Annotated in this window: 15 protein-coding genes and 1 pseudogene; 11 read left to right on the top strand and 5 right to left on the bottom strand. The window is 31.1% G+C overall.

The genetic code is table 11. The features are described from left to right. Positions 1-145: 145 nt before the first annotated feature. Positions 146-1,039, bottom strand: coding sequence for a lysylphosphatidylglycerol synthase transmembrane domain-containing protein (locus B3792_RS04780; protein WP_286494700.1), 894 nt, complete (start codon positions 1,037-1,039; stop codon positions 146-148). 121 nt (positions 1,040-1,160) lie between these two features. On the opposite strand from B3792_RS04780, the gene B3792_RS04785 reads away from it, so the two are divergent. The 3 genes from B3792_RS04785 to B3792_RS04795 are packed head-to-tail and all read left to right on the top strand — an operon-like array spanning position 1,161 to position 3,355. Beyond that, positions 1,161-1,961 (top strand): SDR family NAD(P)-dependent oxidoreductase, encoded by an 801-nt coding sequence (locus B3792_RS04785; RefSeq protein WP_125348676.1) that lies wholly within the window; start codon positions 1,161-1,163, stop codon positions 1,959-1,961. A gap of 3 nt (positions 1,962-1,964) precedes the next feature. Then, entirely contained in the window at positions 1,965-2,417 is a 453-nt protein-coding gene (locus B3792_RS04790; protein WP_286494699.1) for a GNAT family N-acetyltransferase, read from the top strand. After that, positions 2,414-3,355 (top strand): hypothetical protein, encoded by a 942-nt coding sequence (locus B3792_RS04795; RefSeq protein WP_291047098.1) that lies wholly within the window; start codon positions 2,414-2,416, stop codon positions 3,353-3,355. The genes B3792_RS04790 and B3792_RS04795 overlap by 4 nt, the downstream gene beginning before the upstream one ends. A 60-nt stretch (positions 3,356-3,415) precedes the next feature. Here the strand turns inward: B3792_RS04795 and B3792_RS04800 are convergent, their stop codons facing one another. From B3792_RS04800 to B3792_RS04810, 3 genes are read right to left on the bottom strand one after another with little or no spacing between them, the layout of a single operon-like run. Then, a complete protein-coding gene (locus B3792_RS04800) occupies positions 3,416-4,303 on the bottom strand; it encodes a DMT family transporter (protein ID WP_115001523.1) in 888 nt (295 codons plus the stop codon). A 50-nt stretch (positions 4,304-4,353) separates the two neighbouring features. Then, complete coding sequence (locus tag B3792_RS04805) at positions 4,354-4,908, bottom strand: DNA-3-methyladenine glycosylase I (protein ID WP_125348686.1); 555 nt, start codon at positions 4,906-4,908, stop codon at positions 4,354-4,356. A gap of 14 nt (positions 4,909-4,922) precedes the next feature. Next, on the bottom strand, positions 4,923-6,926 hold the full coding sequence (locus B3792_RS04810; RefSeq protein ID WP_291064732.1) for a thioredoxin domain-containing protein: 2,004 nt from the start codon (positions 6,924-6,926) through the stop codon (positions 4,923-4,925). A 76-nt stretch (positions 6,927-7,002) separates the two neighbouring features. Here B3792_RS04810 and putP point away from each other — a divergent pair, with 76 nt between their 5' ends. From putP to B3792_RS04850, 8 genes are all read left to right on the top strand, one after another. Next, entirely contained in the window at positions 7,003-8,502 is a 1,500-nt protein-coding gene (putP, locus tag B3792_RS04815; protein ID WP_291069002.1) for a sodium/proline symporter PutP, read from the top strand. A 99-nt stretch (positions 8,503-8,601) separates the two neighbouring features. After that, positions 8,602-8,883: a DUF2750 domain-containing protein gene (locus B3792_RS04820; protein WP_219033741.1), complete on the top strand. Its 282-nt coding sequence runs from the start codon at positions 8,602-8,604 to the stop codon at positions 8,881-8,883. A gap of 205 nt (positions 8,884-9,088) precedes the next feature. After that, the gene (mutL, locus tag B3792_RS04825; protein ID WP_221854222.1) at positions 9,089-10,873 is read left to right on the top strand and encodes a DNA mismatch repair endonuclease MutL; all 1,785 of its coding nucleotides are present in this window, start codon (positions 9,089-9,091) and stop codon (positions 10,871-10,873) included. Between the two features lie 82 nt (positions 10,874-10,955). After that, the gene (locus tag B3792_RS04830; protein WP_291047094.1) at positions 10,956-11,621 is read left to right on the top strand and encodes a rhomboid family intramembrane serine protease; all 666 of its coding nucleotides are present in this window, start codon (positions 10,956-10,958) and stop codon (positions 11,619-11,621) included. 3 nt (positions 11,622-11,624) lie between these two features. Beyond that, a complete protein-coding gene (locus B3792_RS04835; RefSeq protein ID WP_221854224.1) occupies positions 11,625-12,512 on the top strand; it encodes a rhomboid family intramembrane serine protease in 888 nt (295 codons plus the stop codon). Position 12,513: 1 nt separating this feature from the next. Next, positions 12,514-13,554, top strand: coding sequence for an endonuclease/exonuclease/phosphatase family protein (locus B3792_RS04840; RefSeq protein ID WP_260509536.1), 1,041 nt, complete (start codon positions 12,514-12,516; stop codon positions 13,552-13,554). 33 nt (positions 13,555-13,587) lie between these two features. Then, positions 13,588-15,117, top strand: coding sequence for a helicase HerA-like domain-containing protein (locus tag B3792_RS04845; protein ID WP_125348700.1), 1,530 nt, complete (start codon positions 13,588-13,590; stop codon positions 15,115-15,117). A gap of 4 nt (positions 15,118-15,121) precedes the next feature. Continuing rightward, positions 15,122-16,489 carry an exonuclease domain-containing protein gene (locus tag B3792_RS04850; RefSeq protein ID WP_280045288.1) on the top strand — a complete coding sequence of 456 codons (1,368 nt, stop codon included), beginning with the start codon at positions 15,122-15,124 and terminating at the stop codon, positions 16,487-16,489. Positions 16,490-16,589: 100 nt separating this feature from the next. Here the strand turns inward: B3792_RS04850 and B3792_RS04855 are convergent. Continuing rightward, positions 16,590-17,117: pseudogene (locus B3792_RS04855) on the bottom strand (IS982 family transposase); the annotation flags it as partial.

Raw genomic sequence — 17,117 nt, forward strand, 5'->3', positions numbered from 1 at the left:
CCAACTGAGCTAAGAGACCTTCGTAATTGGATTGCAAATATAGGGCTGTTTTTGAATAATCCAAATAGTTAAAATGAAAAAAATTAAATAAAATTTAATGTTAGGAGTTAACTCTTTTCATTTCAAAGAAATAATTTTTTAGATTTTAAAAAGAAATATTCGTCTTTTTCTTTTTTTCTTCAATTTTAACGCCTTTAAATAGGTAAATAATCCCAATAAATGAGATCGAAATGGTGATGATAGAGAAAATAAATGCAGCACTTGTAGCTAAAGTTTCATCAAAATTGAATCGATGTGCAGCATACATAAACACTGCTTCTCTTATTCCAAATCCACTAAATGAGATAATCGATAAAATTCCTGATACTAAAAAGATCAATAAATATATACTGAAATTGTCTGGATGAATATTCAATCCTTCCAAAACAAAATACAACATACCAACTTGTATCAATTGTAATACAATCGAATAAATCATCGAGTTGTAAAAAGTTCTTTTATGAATAGGGAAAATGATTCCTAAAATAAATGGAACAGCTACAAAACCAACCAATGAAAAGATTAAAGAACCATATTGTATCCAAGGGTAATCTGTCAAATTTGAGAAAAATATTAGAAAAATGATGATTAACAACATTGCGCAAAGTCCAATAATTTTGTCAAGAAAAACCGCTTGCGAAATTTCTTTTAGACTGATTTTATAGTTTTTATTCAACACATAAACTTTGTATGCATCTCCACCAATTCCACCTGGAACAAAGGTATTGTAAAACATTCCTAAAAAATACAAACGTGCATTTGATTTATATGATAAATCAAGATTGATGTCCCGAAAATAATAGTCTAAACGAAAAACAGACAATGCTTGCGAAAGTACATAAAGGATAACAGCAATAAAAATATACGCCCAATTCGCATTTTTGTAATGACTGAAAATATCAAAAATATGTAGTTTAACAAAGAAGATATAATAGATTAACGCAATACTAATCGTTAATTTAATTCCTGTTATAATATATTTTTTAGTTTTTGGATTCAATTGAAATCTTTTGATAATTAACGCACAAATTTAGAGAATCTTCTAGTAACCATTCAAAAAATTATTTATCTACCAATATTTGTCTGATATTACGTAGTTTTGCGTTTAAATTAATCGAATCATGCAATCAAAAGTTATTGTAATTACAGGTTCTTCTTCGGGGGTAGGATTGACTTTGGCAAATTATTTTCACGATAAAGGACATCAAGTTTATGGTTTATCAAGAACAGCTAAAGGTCAAGAAAAATTTAAACATATTGCGACAGATGTTTCGGATAAAGAAAATGTAAAACGTAGTTTTCAGCAGATTTTTTCGGAAACAAATAACCAAATTGATGTGTTGATTAACAATGCCGGAATTGGAATGTTAGGCGCTGTGGAAGATGCTTCGAAAGCTGATATCGAGAAATTATTGGAGGTTAACGTCTATGGTCCAATTTATACAATGCAAGAAGTTTTGCCTACAATGCGCGCGCAAAAAAACGGTTATATCCTGAATGTTTCGTCGATTGCGAGTAACAATGGTTTGCCTTTTAGAGGATATTATTCGGCTTCGAAGGCGATGATTGATCGTTTGATTGAATCGGCTCGTTTGGAAAATCGTCACACAGGAGTAGAAATTGCTACGTTGAATTTTGGAGATATCAAAACCAATATTGCAGAAGGTCGTGTGAAAACTTTTGTGTCAAAATTTTATCAAAAAAGATATGATGCAATGGTTGCTGATATCGATCACGAAGTGCAAGATGGTACGCCAACAGAAGATTTGATTCCGATTATTGAAAATATTTTGGCTCAGAAGAATTTGAAACCACATTATTATATTGGAAAATCGATGCAGAAATTTTCGGTAATCTTGAAAAATATTTTACCTCAAAAAATGTTCGAAAATATTATTGCAAAATATTCAAAATTAGATTAATAGATGGAAAAGGTTATTTGGCATTATAAATCTTTTGACGATTTAACATCGAAAGAGCTATATAAAATAGTGCAATTGCGTAACGAAGTTTTTGTGATTGAACAAAATTGTATTTACCAAGATTGCGATGATAAGGATTTGGTTTGTGGACATCTTTGGGCAACGATTGGCGATGAGGTTGCAGCGTATTCTCGAATTGTTCCGAAAGGAACTTCATACGAAAACGAACCTTCAATTGGTCGTGTAATTTCGAATCAAAAGTTTCGTCGTTATGGATTAGGGAAACAATTGATGAAAAATTCGGTTCAAATCATTGAAAATCAATTTAAAACGTCTTCAATCCGAATTTCTGCTCAATCTTATTTGAAAGAATTTTATTCTTCGTTTGGCTTCGAGCAAGTTTCGGAAGAATATTTAGAAGACGATATTCCGCATATCGAAATGTTGAGAAAATGAAATTTCTAAAATACTTTTTCATAACGCTATTTTCAGCTTTCATTGCATTGGTTTTGGTTGATGTTTATTATTCGAATCAACTCAAAAAAATGGCTTTGTTTAGCGGAGAAGTGCAAGAATGGAATCAAATAAGAGAAGGAAAAACGACGAATGTTGAATTGGCTATTTTTGGTTCTTCGAGGGCGTTTATTCAAATTAATCCGAATATTTTAGAACAAGATTTAAAACTGACAACGCATAATTTTGGATTAAACGGAAGTAAATTTAAAATGCAATTGTATCGTTTCAATTTGTATTTAAATCATAATCCAAAACCGAAAATTGTTGTTTGGAATTTAGATACGTTTTCGTTTTCACACATTGATGAAGTTTTTCAACCAAATCAATATGCGCCATTTATGTTGTGGAATTTTAAATTGTATGGTGCATTAAAAGATTATAAAGATACAAAGTTGGTTGATTTTATTGTGCCGCTTTATCGTTATAGAGATCAAACGTATTGGAAAGATCAAATTGCAAGGGCGAAGAAAGAAAAACTGCATAAAGACGGACTCTTTCGTGATGATGGTTTCAAATCATATAACCGAAAATGGAATGTTGATTGGGAAAAAATGAAAAAGAAAAACTCTGATTTTGACTTTTCAGATTATGCTTTGTTAGAAGAATTAATTGCAAAATGTGAACAAGAAAATATTCAGTTAATTTTTACAATTGCACCCGAATTTTATAAAGGTCAAGATTATATGTTGAATCGAGAAGAAGTGATTAATCGTTATCAAACAACATTACAAAAGCATCATCTTCTGTTATTAGATTATTCGACTGATTCGATTAGTTTTAATCAAAAATACTTTTACAACACAACGCACATGAATTACAAAGGTGCGGATGCTTTTACAAAAGAATTAGCAAAAGATTTGAAAAAATATATAAAATAAAAAATCTCGTAAACCATTTGGTTTACGAGATTTTTAGTTATTGTTGAAGTAATGTTTAATCTAAATTACTTCAACTTTTTTTTCTTTTTTCTGTGTTAAATAAACGCCTGATAAAATCATTCCGAATCCAAATAAATGGATCCACATTATTTTTTCTCCAACCAAAAATCCCCAAAAAACAGAAACTACGGGCATTAAATAAGTAACCATTGAGGCAAACATCGAACCTGTAGATTGTATCAATCGGTAGAATAGTATCATCGCTAAAGCAGTTCCTAAAAGTCCTAAAATAGCAACAAAACCTAAACTTTTTAATTGTTGTTCTGTTCCTTCGAATACATCAAAAAATCCTGAAATAATTAAAATGAAAATTGAAGGTAATAACCAAATTGTGAATAGAGCCGAGGATAATTGAAATGATGGAACGTCGTTTAGATAGCGTGTTAAGATTAAACTATTCATTCCATAAAGCGCGGTTGCTAATACAATTAATAAACAATGTAAAAGACTATTTTCGCCAGAAAAACCATCGCCACCAATTAATAAAACAGCTCCAATAAATCCGATTATAGCTCCCAAAACTTGATTTTTAGTTCCTTTGATATTGAAAAATAAGGCTCCAAATAGTAAAATAAATAATGGAACTAAAGAATCTAAAATTCCAGCCGTTGAACTAGAAACGTGTGTTTGCGCCATTGGAAATAAAAACATTGGAATGAAATTTCCGCAGAAACCAGCCAATGCAACGTATTTTAATTTGTTTTTCGGAATCTTAAATAGACTTGGAATTCCCCAAATTGCCAAAACTCCTCCTGCAATTGTTAGTCGTAATGCTCCAACTTGATATGGCGTGTATGCGACCAATCCTTGCTTGATGAGAATAAACGAGCTTCCCCAAGTTAGCGCTAAAACGCCAAGGATGATCCAATGTTTTAGTTCGATTTTCATTTTTCTAAGTTTGCGCAAAGATGCACATTTCAGATGATTTTATTGAGCTGTTATTTACAAAAACAATCTGTTGTATGGTCATTTACCATTCCAGTCGCCTGCATATGTGCATAAATAGTGGTTGAACCAAAGAATTTGAAGCCACGTTTTTTTAAATCTTTTGCAATTTGATCTGAAATTTCGGTTGTTGCAGGAACTTCTTTTATCGAATTCCAATTATTTATAATCGGTTTGTAATCAACGTATTTCCATATAAAATCGGAAAAAGAGCCAAATTCTTTTTGAATTTCTATAAACAATTTTGCATTATTAATTGCTGCCGAAATTTTTCCTCGATGACGAATAATACCTTCATTTTGGACTAATTCATCAATTTTAGCTTCATCAAATTTGGCTACTTTCTCTACATTAAAATCAGCAAAAGCTTTTCTAAAATTTTCTCTCTTTTTCAGAATTGTGAACCAACTTAATCCTGCTTGAAAAGATTCGAGAATCAAAAATTCGAATAAAATTTTATCATCTTTTACAGGTTTTCCCCATTCGTTATCGTGATAATCGATGTAATCTTGGTCTTTATTTACCCAAGCGCAACGTGTTTTTTCCATGGTTTTTTAAATTTCTAAATATTTTTATAAGCTTCTTTAACCGAATAAACGGGTAATTGACAAGTGTAATTTTCGCAAATATGAATGGAAGTTTTATTTTTGATGAATCGGTTTTGAGTGATTTCTAAATTCTCGGTTTTTGAAGCAACAAAAATTGCATTTGGGACATAACATTGTTGAATTTGTTTCGAGAATTTTAATGCATTTTCGCCAACGATTACAATTTCTTTGAACGAATAAGCGAAATTTAGATATAATTGAATCCAATTTGCAAAACCAGTTGGATAATCGTGAATTTTTTCTTCGATATTGGTTAACATTTGTTTTGCTTGTTCAATGTATTTTTCTTGATTGAGAATTTTTCCTAATTTAAATAAATTATTTGCCATTACCGAATTTGATGATGAAATAACATTGTCATAAATCTCAAATGTTTCATTAACCAAAGGTGTGTCATAATGCGATTTGTATGCAAACATTTTATTCTTGTGATTATAAAATTGATTAAAAGTTTCTTCCGTTAATGTTTGGGCAGTTTCTAAATAATGCATCTCCGAAGTGACTTCATAAAGCTTAATTAACGCTTCAATCATTAAGGCATAATCATCCAAAAATCCGGGAATTGTAGTTTGGTTGTCTTTATAATTTCTGAACAAAATTTCACCATTCCATTGATTTTCTAAAATAAAATTGGTTGCATTTTTTGCTAAATCAAGATATTCATCATTTTCAAAAGTGATAAATGCATCACACAAACTTTTTATGGTTAAAGCATTCCAAGAAGTTAAAACTTTTTCGTCGCGATGAGGTTTTATGCGCTGTTCACGAATTGGATTAAGAATTTTTTTCCATTGAGAAATTTTGGTTTGAAGTTCTGTTGTTTTAATGTTCTGCTTCGTAGCAAAATCTTCGTCATCTGTCAATCGCATTAAAATATTATTACCATGTTCCCATTCTCCAAATTCATCAACATTGTAATATTGCTGAAATAAGTCAAAATCATTTTTCAAAATTGTTTTCAATTCATCCGATTTCCAAACATAATATTTTCCTTCTTCACCTTCAGAATCAGCATCAATAGCAGAATAAAAAACACTTTCAGGCGAAAGCATTTCATCTTTCAACCAATTAATTGTTTCTTCTACAACTGTTTTATATTCTTCTTCTCCAAAAACTTTATATGCATTTGAATAAAGCGAAAGTAATTGCCCATTATCGTAAAGCATTTTTTCGAAATGAGGAACTTTCCAATATGGATCAACTGAATAGCGCGAAAAACCACCTTTTAGTTGGTCGTAAATTCCACCAAAAGCCATTCTATCCAATGTTATTTTTGTTTGAATCAAACAATTTTTATTTTTTGTTTGTGTACCATATCGCAAAATGGTTTCCCAGGCATTTGGTAACATAAATTTTGGTGCACGATTAAAACCTCCCCATTCATCATCAAATTGTTGTTGCCAAAACTCAAATGTTTCATCAATTTTATTTGTTGAAAAAGTTGAAGAAGATTTCAATTCGATCGCCTCCATTTTATTCAAACCATCAGCAATAGAGTTGACGTATTCCATTGTTTTAGCTTGATTTTGATGATATAAATGATTGATATTTTCTAAGAGTTCAATCCATTGAACTTTCGGAAAATAAGTTCCGCCATAAAAAGGACGACCATCTGGCAAAGCAAAAACATTGAGTGGCCAACCTCCAGATTGATGAATTAATTGCGAAACATTCATATATAAAGCATCTAAATCAGGACGTTCTTCACGATCAATTTTAATGCAAACAAAATTATCATTCATCACTTTTGCGACTTCATCGTTTTCAAAAGATTGATGTTCCATCACGTGACACCAATGACAAGCCGAATATCCAATTGAAATAAGCAAAGGTTTGTTGACTTTTTTTGCATGATTCAAAACTTCGTCATTCCAACTTTGCCACCAAACAGGATTATTTTCGTATTGTTTCAAATACGGACTTGTTGCTGATTTTAGATTATTTTGTTGAAAATTCATGATTCTTGTTTAGAAATTTAAAGTTCGTACAATTTTTGTGGATGAAAAATTATATTTTCGACAAAAATTAAAACACATGAACATTTACGAATACATTTCTATTGGTGCATATATGGCTCTGATGATTGGAATCGGGATTTATTCTTACCGAAAATCAACAAGTAACTCAGAAGATTTTTTGATCGGAGGAAGGAAAATGGGAGCAGCTGTAACGGCGCTTTCTGCTGGTGCTGCTGATATGAGTGGTTGGTTGTTAATGGGAGTTCCTGGAGCAATGTATTTTACAGGTTTGTCGAGTGCTTGGATTGCAATTGGATTGACAACAGGATGTTTTTTGAACTATATTTTTGTCGCACCACGATTACGAATCTATACAGAAATCGCTCAAAATTCGATTACACTACCCGTATTTTTTGAAAATCGTTTCAAAGATAAATCGCGTTTATTAAGAATTGTTTCTTCAATATTAATCTTAATATTTTTTACATTATATACTTCTGCTGGAATGGTTTCTGGAGGCAAATTGTTTGAATCTGCTTTTGGATTAGATTATATGACTGGACTTTGGATGACAAGTTTTGTAGTTGTATTATACACTTTTTTAGGTGGTTTTTTAGCGGTAAGTTTAACTGATTTCGTACAAGGGACGATTATGGTTTTGGCTTTGGTTATTGTTCCGATTGTAGCAATTTCTGAAATTGGTGGAGTTGGTGAAACCTTTTCGTTGATTAATGATAAAGGCGATAAATATTTAGATTTATTTAAAGGTACAACAACAGTTAGTATATTATCCTTGATGGCTTGGGGGTTAGGATATTGTGGTCAGCCCCATATTTTAGTACGTTTTATGGCGATTGGAAACCCGAAAGATTTAGCGAAAGCTAAAGATATTGGAATTACATGGATGATTTTTACAGTAGGTGGAGCACTTTTAGTTGGTTTAGTTGGTATCGCATATTTAATGAAATTTGATCAAACAACAATGTTAAAATTTGATGGGTCTAAAACAGAAGCAGAAACGATTTTTATTTATTTTTCACGTGTTTTGTTTCATCCATTAGTTGGTGGATTTTTATTATCAGCAATTTTAGCAGCTGTAATGAGTACAATTTCTTCACAATTATTAGTAACATCAAGTTCGTTAACAGAAGATATTTACAAAGCATTTTTGAACAAAAAAGCAACACCAAAACAGTTATTAACAGCAAGTCGTTTATCGGTTTTAATTGTAGCATTAATCGCGGTGTTGTTGTCATTAACACCAAAAGATTCTATTCTAAATTTAGTTGGAAATGCTTGGGCAGGATTTGGATCTGCATTTGGACCAGTAATCGTTTTCTCTCTTTTTTGGAAAAAAACTTCTTGGCAAGGAGCTTTAGCAGGTATGTTAACAGGAGGAATTGTTGTCTTAGCTTGGGTTTATGTAAATCACGATTACAAAGATTGGTATGAAATGATACCTGGGTTTTTATCTTCGGTTATCGCAATTTATGTCGTTTCGTTAATGACTCAAAAACCTAATAAAGAAATTGACAAAGAATTTGATGAAATGAAAGCTGTTTTGAAAGAGAATTAACATGCATCCAAAAGAAATGGAAAATATATTAAAGTTAAATCATTTTGAGCGCTATCAATATTTATTCGAAAAATTGCTGACGGGGAAACTGCTTATATAATGATTTTTCCTGATGGTAATTATGCTATTTCTATAATTAATGATAAAAAAATATTTCCAATTTGGTCAGCGAAAGAATTTGCTGAATTAACAAAAAATGATGGTTGGGAAAATTGCAAAATATTGAAATTGACTTTAGATGATTTCGAAGAAACTCTTTTCTATTATATTGATGAAAATAATTTATTGATAAATGTTTTTCCTACAGATAAAACTGGTTTTGTCGTTAGTTTAGAAGAATTCGCTAGGGACTTAAAAGATGAATTAGAACAATATCAATGAAATATAAAAAAATAGGTAGAGGCATTTGTCTACCTTTTTTATTGCTGAAAATTATGAATTTATTATTCAAAAGTTAAAACTTAAAACATCAACAATTGTTGATAAGTTTCACTTGTAGAGAATAAGGTCAAAAGAGAGATTTGTTTGTATATTTGTAAAGTTTGATTAAAAAAATAGTCAAAATTAAATCAATTTATACGAAAAGATGAACGATATTATTCAATTACTGCCAGATCATGTAGCCAATCAAATTGCCGCAGGAGAAGTTGTACAACGACCAGCTTCTGTGATAAAAGAATTGATTGAAAATGCGGTGGATTCTGGTGCAACTTCTATTCAGGTAATTGTAAAAGATGCTGGCAGAAGCTTGATTCAAGTGATTGATAATGGTTCGGGAATGAGTGTGACAGATGTTCGAATGGCTTTTGAACGTCACGCAACTTCAAAAATCAGAAAGACAGAGGATATCTATAATATTCATACAAAAGGTTTTCGTGGAGAGGCTTTGGCGTCGATTGCTGCGGTTGCACAGGTAGAAACGAAAACGCGTCGAGAAGAGGATGAGGTTGGTTCGCAATTGGTGATTGAAGGCGGAGAAGTTCGCAACCAAGATCCTGTTGTTTGTCCAGCTGGAACGTCTATTTCGGTAAAAAATCTTTTCTATAATGTGCCTGCTCGTCGTAATTTCTTAAAATCAAATCAAGTTGAATTTCGTCATATTCAAGATGAGTTTCAACGTGTTTCGATGGCGCACGAAAACATTAGTTTCTTTTTACATCACAATGATGCAGAGGTTTATCATTTGAAAGCCGGAAATCTGAAACAACGTATTGCTCAAATTTTTGGAAAAAAATTAAGTTCACAAATTATATCCGTTGAAGAAGATACAGAAATTGTAAAAGTGAAAGGTTTTGTGGGGAAACCAGATGCTGCAAAAAAATCGCGTGGCGAACAATTTTTCTTTGTGAATAATCGCTTTATTCGTAGTGGATATTTGCATAATGCAATCGTAGATGCTTTTGAGAGTTTGTTGCCAACGGGGTATAGTCCTTCTTATTTTTTGTATTTAGAAATTGATCCGTCAAAAATTGATATTAACATTCATCCAACTAAAACAGAAATTAAATTTGAGGATGAAGCATTGATTTTTACTATTCTTAGAGCTGCTGTAAAACACGCTTTGGGACAATTTAATGTAATTCCTTCGTTGGATTTTGAACAAGATCCAAACTGGGCATTTATTCCATCTGCGACGGAAGATACAGAAATTAAAATGCCAGAAATTACGGTTGATTCTAGTTTTAACCCTTTCGAGCATCAACAAACAAGAGCGCCGAAACCGTCTGATATTCGTGCGAATATGGATTTTTATAAAGATGCTGTTGAGTTAGAAATCGAAAATAATCATGCGCATCAATTATTTGAATCTGAAGATTTTCATGATAGTTTTGAAGTAATTCAATGGATGAATCAATATTTGGTTGTTGAATATCGTGGCGAATTGTTAATCATCGATCAACATCGCGCGCATCAAAAAATATTATTCGAAAAATTTATACATTCAAATAATGGAAGTGCTTTGGTACAACAAATGCTTTTTCCGATTGAGTTGGAACTTTCGCCAAATGATCGTCAGAAATTAATCAATGTAGAGCATCAATTGTTGAGTTTTGGTTTTGATATTTCGTTGGATGAAGAAGCAATACAGATTAATGCGATTCCTGTTGATGTGCAACAAGAGGATGTAGTGTCTGTTTTTATGGATTTTATCGAGGAATTAGAATACCAAGAATCAATTGAATTAGAAAATACGTTTGCAAAAATTTTAGCAAAAAATGCGGCTGTTAAAAAAGGAGTTTCATTAAAATCTGAACAAATGCAAACTTTGGTTGAAGAATTGTTAAGACTACCAAATCCGAATTATACGCCATACGGACGCCCAATTTTTGTGCAGATGAATACGGCTGATATCAAAAAAACATTACAATAAACGAATGAGACAATCTATACCACCGATTACAAAGAATTTACTTATTATAAACGGTTTGTTCTTTCTAGCGACTTTTGTTTTTATGCAGACTAGGCAAATCGATTTGAGAGTGATTTTAGGTGCTTTTTATCCTGAGTCCCCCAACTTCAAATTTTGGCAAATTTTGACGCATATGTTTATGCATGCAGATTTTACACATATATTGTTTAATATGTTTGCGTTGTGGATGTTTGGCTCTGTTGTAGAGCAAACCTTTGGGCCAAAGAAATTCTTGACGCTTTATTTGTTAGCTGGTTTAGGCGGTTTTATATTGTTTAATGCAGTTAATTACTTTCAAATAGAGCAGCTAAAAGAAGCAGTTCAGGCGAAAGGAATAGGTTTTAGTCAAATTTATGAAGCTGCAAAATTGAATATGCAAGGTGGGTATCATACCAATTCAATTATTCAAACTAACCAAGCTGCATCAGAACTTTTGACAAATTATGTAACACCAATGGTTGGTGCTTCTGGAGCTATATATGGTTTATTGTTAGCATTCGCAGTATTATATCCAGATGAAAAATTAATGTTAATCTTTTTCCCTGTTCCGATTAAAGCAAAATATTTTATTCCAATTATGGTATTAATTGAGTTTTATATGGGATATCAAAACATCGGAAATGTGGCACATTTTGCGCATTTAGGAGGTGGATTGATTGGTTTCTTGTTAACAAGACATTGGAAAAAGAATTTATATAGATGGAATTAAGAAATGGCAAATAATATCTTAGACGATTTAAAATTAAAATATTCATCAGGAAATAGCGCAACAAAATTAATTTACGTTAACGTTGTGGTGTTTTTTACATTGTTAATTGTTGATTTTGTTCTTCGAACGGTAGTAAATTCTACGATTACAACAACTGGTTTGTTTGCTTTGTCATCTTTCGATGATTTGATTGTAAGACCTTGGCAAATCCTAACATATTCTTGGTTACATGGCAATCTTTTTCATTTGATAATGAATATGGTTTTGTTGTATTTCGTTGGGCAAATGTTTTTGCAACAATTTCAGAACCGAAATTTAGTTACATTCTATATTTTTGGAGGAATCGCTGGTGGAATTTTCTTTTTATTGTTTCAGAATTTATTCAATTATTCACATTTATTAGTTGGTGCTTCGGCAGCGGTTTATGCGGTGTTTTTTGCAATGATTTCTTATAATCCGAAAATGCCCGTTCGTTTGTTGTTGATTCCAACTTCATTTCCATTGTTGTATGTTGGTTATGTATTTATCGCATTCGATGTGTATAATATTATTGCTAATCAAAATGCAGGCGGAAGTATTTCGCATTTGGGAGGTGCTATTTTTGGTTATCTTTATATGAAACAATTTGAGAGAGGAAATGATTTTTTAGGTAACTTTATTTTCAAAATAGAGCAGTTATTTAAGAAAAAAGAGAAATCAACTTTCAAAACATATAAAAATATTTCTTCAACTTCTTCGCGATCAAATGTTCCGAAAGATGATTACGATTTTAATCATCAAAAAGTTGAAAAACAAAAGAAAATTGATGTAATTTTAGATAAGATTTCTCGTTCAGGTTACGAGAGTTTGTCCAAAGAAGAAAAAGACTTTCTGTTTAGAGAAGGTAGGTAAAATGAGTATAATCAGTAAGTTTAAACTAAATTATTTCAATCGTTTAGTACTAACAATTAATATCGTTTTTTTGTTAGTGGCTTATTGTGTCTATTTAAATAAAATTTTTACGCCTACAGAAATTCCATATTTTAACTTTATTTCGATTGGTTTTCCAATATTATTTGCATTTGGAGCAATGTTTTTACTGTATTGGTTACTGTTTAGCTGGCGACACTTTTTGTTAATTTTAGTTCTTTCAGCCGGATTATTTTACCCAATTTATCTTTCATATCCAATTGTACAATTCAATAAAGTTAAAGATAAAAAAGCTGATTTATCTGTATTGACATATAATGTACATGGTTTTAAAGAAGAAGGAACAAAAGAACTTTTGATTAAGAATAAGGCAGATATTATGCTGCTTCAAGAAGCGTATGAAGGTCAACAGAAAAGTCTAAAAAATAAAGAATTCAAAAATTACTATTCAGAATTTTATGGTTTATTGACAATTTATAGTAAATATCCTATTATTCAAACAAAAAAAATAACACCTGATGATAATGAAGAATTGAATGGACTTGCCGCTTATGCTGATATCGATTTGGGAAATGATACGATTCGTGTGATTAATGTTTATCTTGAGCCAATGTACATTGATAAAGCGATGGTGAAAGAAATTATTCAGTCTGATGATTCGCGAACTGCCGAAATTTCGAGTCGAAAAGTTGAGTTAAAATTGGTGCAAGGAATGCAAAAACATCAAAAACAGTTAGAAGCGATTATTCCATATATCACATCTTCGCGTCATCCAGTTATTTTGGGAACGGATCTTAATTCGACTCCAGTTTCTTACGAATATGAGAAGTTGAAAAAATATCTTCACGACTCTTATATAGAAGTTGGAAAAGGAAATGCGACAACTTTTCATGGATTTAAATTTCCAATTAGAATTGATTATTTATTTCATTCTAAATTATTTAAACCTATTGAGGCACATGTTATTCGAAAAAAATTCTCGGATCATTATCCAGTAGCTGTAAAATATAAAATTTCAGAATAAATTTTTTCTATATTTATTCAATAATCAATCAAAATGAACCAGAAAGAAAGCTTTATTCAAGAGATACAAAGTCGTTATTCTTTTAAAAACGATAAAATAATTTTAGGCAAAGCCAAATTAGATGGCGAAATTGTAGAAGAAGTTGAAATTTCAGTAGCATTAAAAACAATGAATCGTCACGGATTGATTGGTGGAGCAACTGGAACAGGGAAAACAAAATCTTTGCAGATTATCGCCGAGCAACTTTCTCTGAAAGGTGTTCCAACTTTGTTGATGGATATCAAAGGAGACTTATCTGGAATTGGAGCTGCTGCAAATTCGGAAGATAAAAATGCGCAAGAAAGAATGGAGGCGCTTAATTTACCTTTTGATCCGCAAGCTTCTCCTGTCGAGTTTTTGTCTATTTCTGATGAACCAGGTGCAAAACTTCGTGCAACTGTAAGTGATTTTGGTCCAATTTTATTCAGTAAAATTTTGGAACTGAATGAAACACAAGAAAGTATTATTTCAATTATATTCAAATATTGTCAAGATCGTAATTTACCTTTGATTGATTTGGAGGATATTCGACGTGTTTTGCAATATGTGACAGATTCTGATGAAGGAAAATCTGAATTAAATTCGAATTATGGAACAATTGCGCCAGCTTCTTTGGGAGCTATTTTGCGCAAAATTGTTGCATTAGAACAGCAAGGTGCAACAAAGTTTTTTGGAGAACCAAGTTTTGATGTTCAGGATTTATTGAAAACGAAAGACGGAAAAGGAATTGTAAATATTATTCGTTTGATTGATATTCAAAATCAACCTAATTTATTTTCAACTTTTATGTTGAGTTTATTGAATAAAATTTATTCTCAATTCCCTGAATCTGGAGATTCTGATAAACCGAAATTGGTGATTTTTATTGATGAAGCACATTTGATTTTTAAGGAAGCTACGAAAGCTTTGTTGAATCAAATTGAAACAATGGTAAAATTAATTCGATCAAAAGGTGTGGGATTATATTTTGTAACGCAAGTTCCTGGAGATGTTCCTGATGCAGTTTTGAGTCAATTAGGTCTTAAAGTTCAACATGCGTTAAGAGGTTTTACTGCGAAAGATCGTAAAGAAATAACAAAAGCTATCGAAAATTATCCGACAACTACCTATTATAAAGCAAGTGAAGTAATCACTCAATTAGGGATTGGAGAGGCTTTTGTGACTGCTTTAGACGAAAAAGGTATTCCAACTCCTTTGGCTTATACATATATGCGAGCGCCAAATTCGAGAATGGATATCTTGACTTCAAATGAAATCGATACGATTACCTCAAACTCAGATTTAGTGACAAAATATGCGACAGATATTGATCGTGAATCTGCAAATGAAATTTTATCACAAAAATTAGAACAACAAAAAAATATAGAGAAACCTGTTCCAAAAGCAACTTCAACAAGAAGTATTCCTAAAGAAAAAAATTGGACAGATAATCCTGTTGTGCGTGATGTAAGTCGTACTGCAACTCGAAAATTGATGGATTTTGGAATGAAAATGTTAACTAATTTTTTAAAAGGAAAAAAATAAGCACGTGTACGCGATTTTAGATATAGAAGCGACTGGCGGAAAAGTGGGGGAAGAGTCAATCATAGAGATTGCGGTGTATAAATATGATGGAAAAGAAATTGTCGATCAGTTTATATCATTAGTTAATCCCGAAAAAAAGATTGATCAATATGTACAAAGGTTAACGCATATTTCAGATAAAATGGTGTTGACAGCGCCTAAATTTCACGAAGTAGCAAAACGTATAGTTGAGATTACAGATGATTGTATTTTAGTTGGACATAATGTAATGTTTGATTATAGAATGCTAAAACAAGAGTTCGATCGTTTGGGATATAATTACGAAAAAGAATGGATTGATACTTTCGAATATAGCGAAAAATTGATTCCAGGATTACCTTCATATTCTTTAGGAAAATTATGCGAATCGCTTGGAATTGTAGTGACAGATAGACACAGGGCTTCTGGAGATGCAAGAGCGACAATTTCTTTGTTTAAATTATTGTTAGATAAAGATTCGGAAAAAATAATCACGAAGAAAACAGGTTTAAAACAACCTAAAAAAGCACATTCTAAGTATCAGAAACTGCTTGAAGGTTTACCTAATTCTATCGGGGTTTATTATTTATACAATAGCCGAAAACAACTTATTTATATTTGTCGAAGCAATAATATTGCACGATCTATTAATCAAATTTTTACATCAAAAACTTTAAAAGCTAATAAGCTGAAACGTTATACACGTTCTATAAAATTCGAAGAAACTGGAAGTGGTTTTCTTGCTGCAATTAAAGAAAATAACGAGGTCTTGAATAATCAACCAATGTATAACGTAAAGTTAGTTGAGAATAAAGTTTATCCTTTTGGATTGTATTATTTGGAGTCTAAACGTGGTTATTCGAGATTAGAAATAGGGAAAGTTAGAAAGACACAACCTGTTTTGAAATTTAAAACTAAAGAACGTGCAAAAGAGGTTTTAGAGAAAATCGTTCATGATTATAATCTTTGTCAACAAGTAAATGCGGGAATTAAATCTGATGAATCTTGTTTCCAATATAAAGTAAATAAATGCAATGGAGCTTGTGTAAAAGAGGAATCTAAAGAAGTTTATAATGAACGAATTCAAAGTTTTATTAAAACAACTGAATATCCTTCCGAAACTTTTTTGATTATTGATAAAGGACGAAAAGGAATTGAAAAATCATTTTATTTAGTTGAGAATGGAGAATTTAAAGGATATGGTTATTACGAATATCATCATCAAATAAAAACGTTAGAAAAGATTCACAATATCTTAATTCCGATTAAAGAAACGGAAGAAATAAAAAATATGCTCAAATACTTTTTGTATAAAGTTTCTTCTAATTCTAATCAAATCATTATTATTGAATAATATTCTTTATGAAGAAAATATAAAAAATAATAAAAAAGCTCAGTTAATATTAACTGAGCTTTTTTGTATGATTAAATTTAGACTATACCCGTTGTGCATTTTAAATAATTTGAGTTTTTAGATTATTAATATTTCGATTAAAGTATGTTTTATTAATGTACTGAACCACAGTAAGTGCAGTAATTTTAGCTAAAATTCTGGTTTTAAACCCTTCGAAAGTCTTTGCATAATTTCGTCTAATCATAAACTGATCACATAGTTGAGAAAATAACGTTTCAATTCTTTTTCGATACTTTTTGAATGAATAAAACTGAGGTTTGTAATCTTTTTGATTCGATCTTTTTGGTGATTCTAATCGTATATGAACTTCACTAAATAAATAAATTTGAATTGTTTGCAACTAATAATCTCTATCACCAAGTAGTACTCAATCTGATAGTTGAGATTTTATATCTTTCAAAAAATAAATATCATAAACAGATGCAGGACTAATATCAATACTCTAGAAAACACATCTTAAAGAACAATCAGCATAAAGTTTATAGCCTTAAGAAGACATTTACTGAGAAGCACAAAAACCTCTATTTGGTGCACTAAACTGATTTTATTTGCAAATTTTCGAGCGTTT

The sequence above is a fragment of the Empedobacter sp. UBA5924 genome (assembly GCF_002431085.1).
Classification (GTDB): Bacteria; Bacteroidota; Bacteroidia; order Flavobacteriales; family Weeksellaceae; genus Empedobacter; species Empedobacter falsenii_B.

Excerpts from the sequence above, each read along its gene's own strand:
- B3792_RS04785 (WP_125348676.1), top strand. The coding sequence starts at position 1,161 with ATGCAATCAAAAGTTATTGTAATTACAGGTTCTTCTTCGGGGGTAGGA.
- B3792_RS04790 (WP_286494699.1), top strand. The coding sequence starts at position 1,965 with ATGGAAAAGGTTATTTGGCATTATAAATCTTTTGACGATTTAACATCG.
- B3792_RS04795 (WP_291047098.1), top strand. The coding sequence starts at position 2,414 with ATGAAATTTCTAAAATACTTTTTCATAACGCTATTTTCAGCTTTCATT.
- B3792_RS04800 (WP_115001523.1), bottom strand. The coding sequence starts at position 4,303 with ATGAAAATCGAACTAAAACATTGGATCATCCTTGGCGTTTTAGCGCTA.
- B3792_RS04805 (WP_125348686.1), bottom strand. The coding sequence starts at position 4,908 with ATGGAAAAAACACGTTGCGCTTGGGTAAATAAAGACCAAGATTACATC.
- B3792_RS04810 (WP_291064732.1), bottom strand. The coding sequence starts at position 6,926 with ATGAATTTTCAACAAAATAATCTAAAATCAGCAACAAGTCCGTATTTG.
- putP (WP_291069002.1), top strand. The coding sequence starts at position 7,003 with ATGAACATTTACGAATACATTTCTATTGGTGCATATATGGCTCTGATG.
- B3792_RS04820 (WP_219033741.1), top strand. The coding sequence starts at position 8,602 with ATGATTTTTCCTGATGGTAATTATGCTATTTCTATAATTAATGATAAA.
- mutL (WP_221854222.1), top strand. The coding sequence starts at position 9,089 with ATGAACGATATTATTCAATTACTGCCAGATCATGTAGCCAATCAAATT.
- B3792_RS04830 (WP_291047094.1), top strand. The coding sequence starts at position 10,956 with ATGCAGACTAGGCAAATCGATTTGAGAGTGATTTTAGGTGCTTTTTAT.
- B3792_RS04835 (WP_221854224.1), top strand. The coding sequence starts at position 11,625 with ATGGCAAATAATATCTTAGACGATTTAAAATTAAAATATTCATCAGGA.
- B3792_RS04840 (WP_260509536.1), top strand. The coding sequence starts at position 12,514 with ATGAGTATAATCAGTAAGTTTAAACTAAATTATTTCAATCGTTTAGTA.
- B3792_RS04845 (WP_125348700.1), top strand. The coding sequence starts at position 13,588 with ATGAACCAGAAAGAAAGCTTTATTCAAGAGATACAAAGTCGTTATTCT.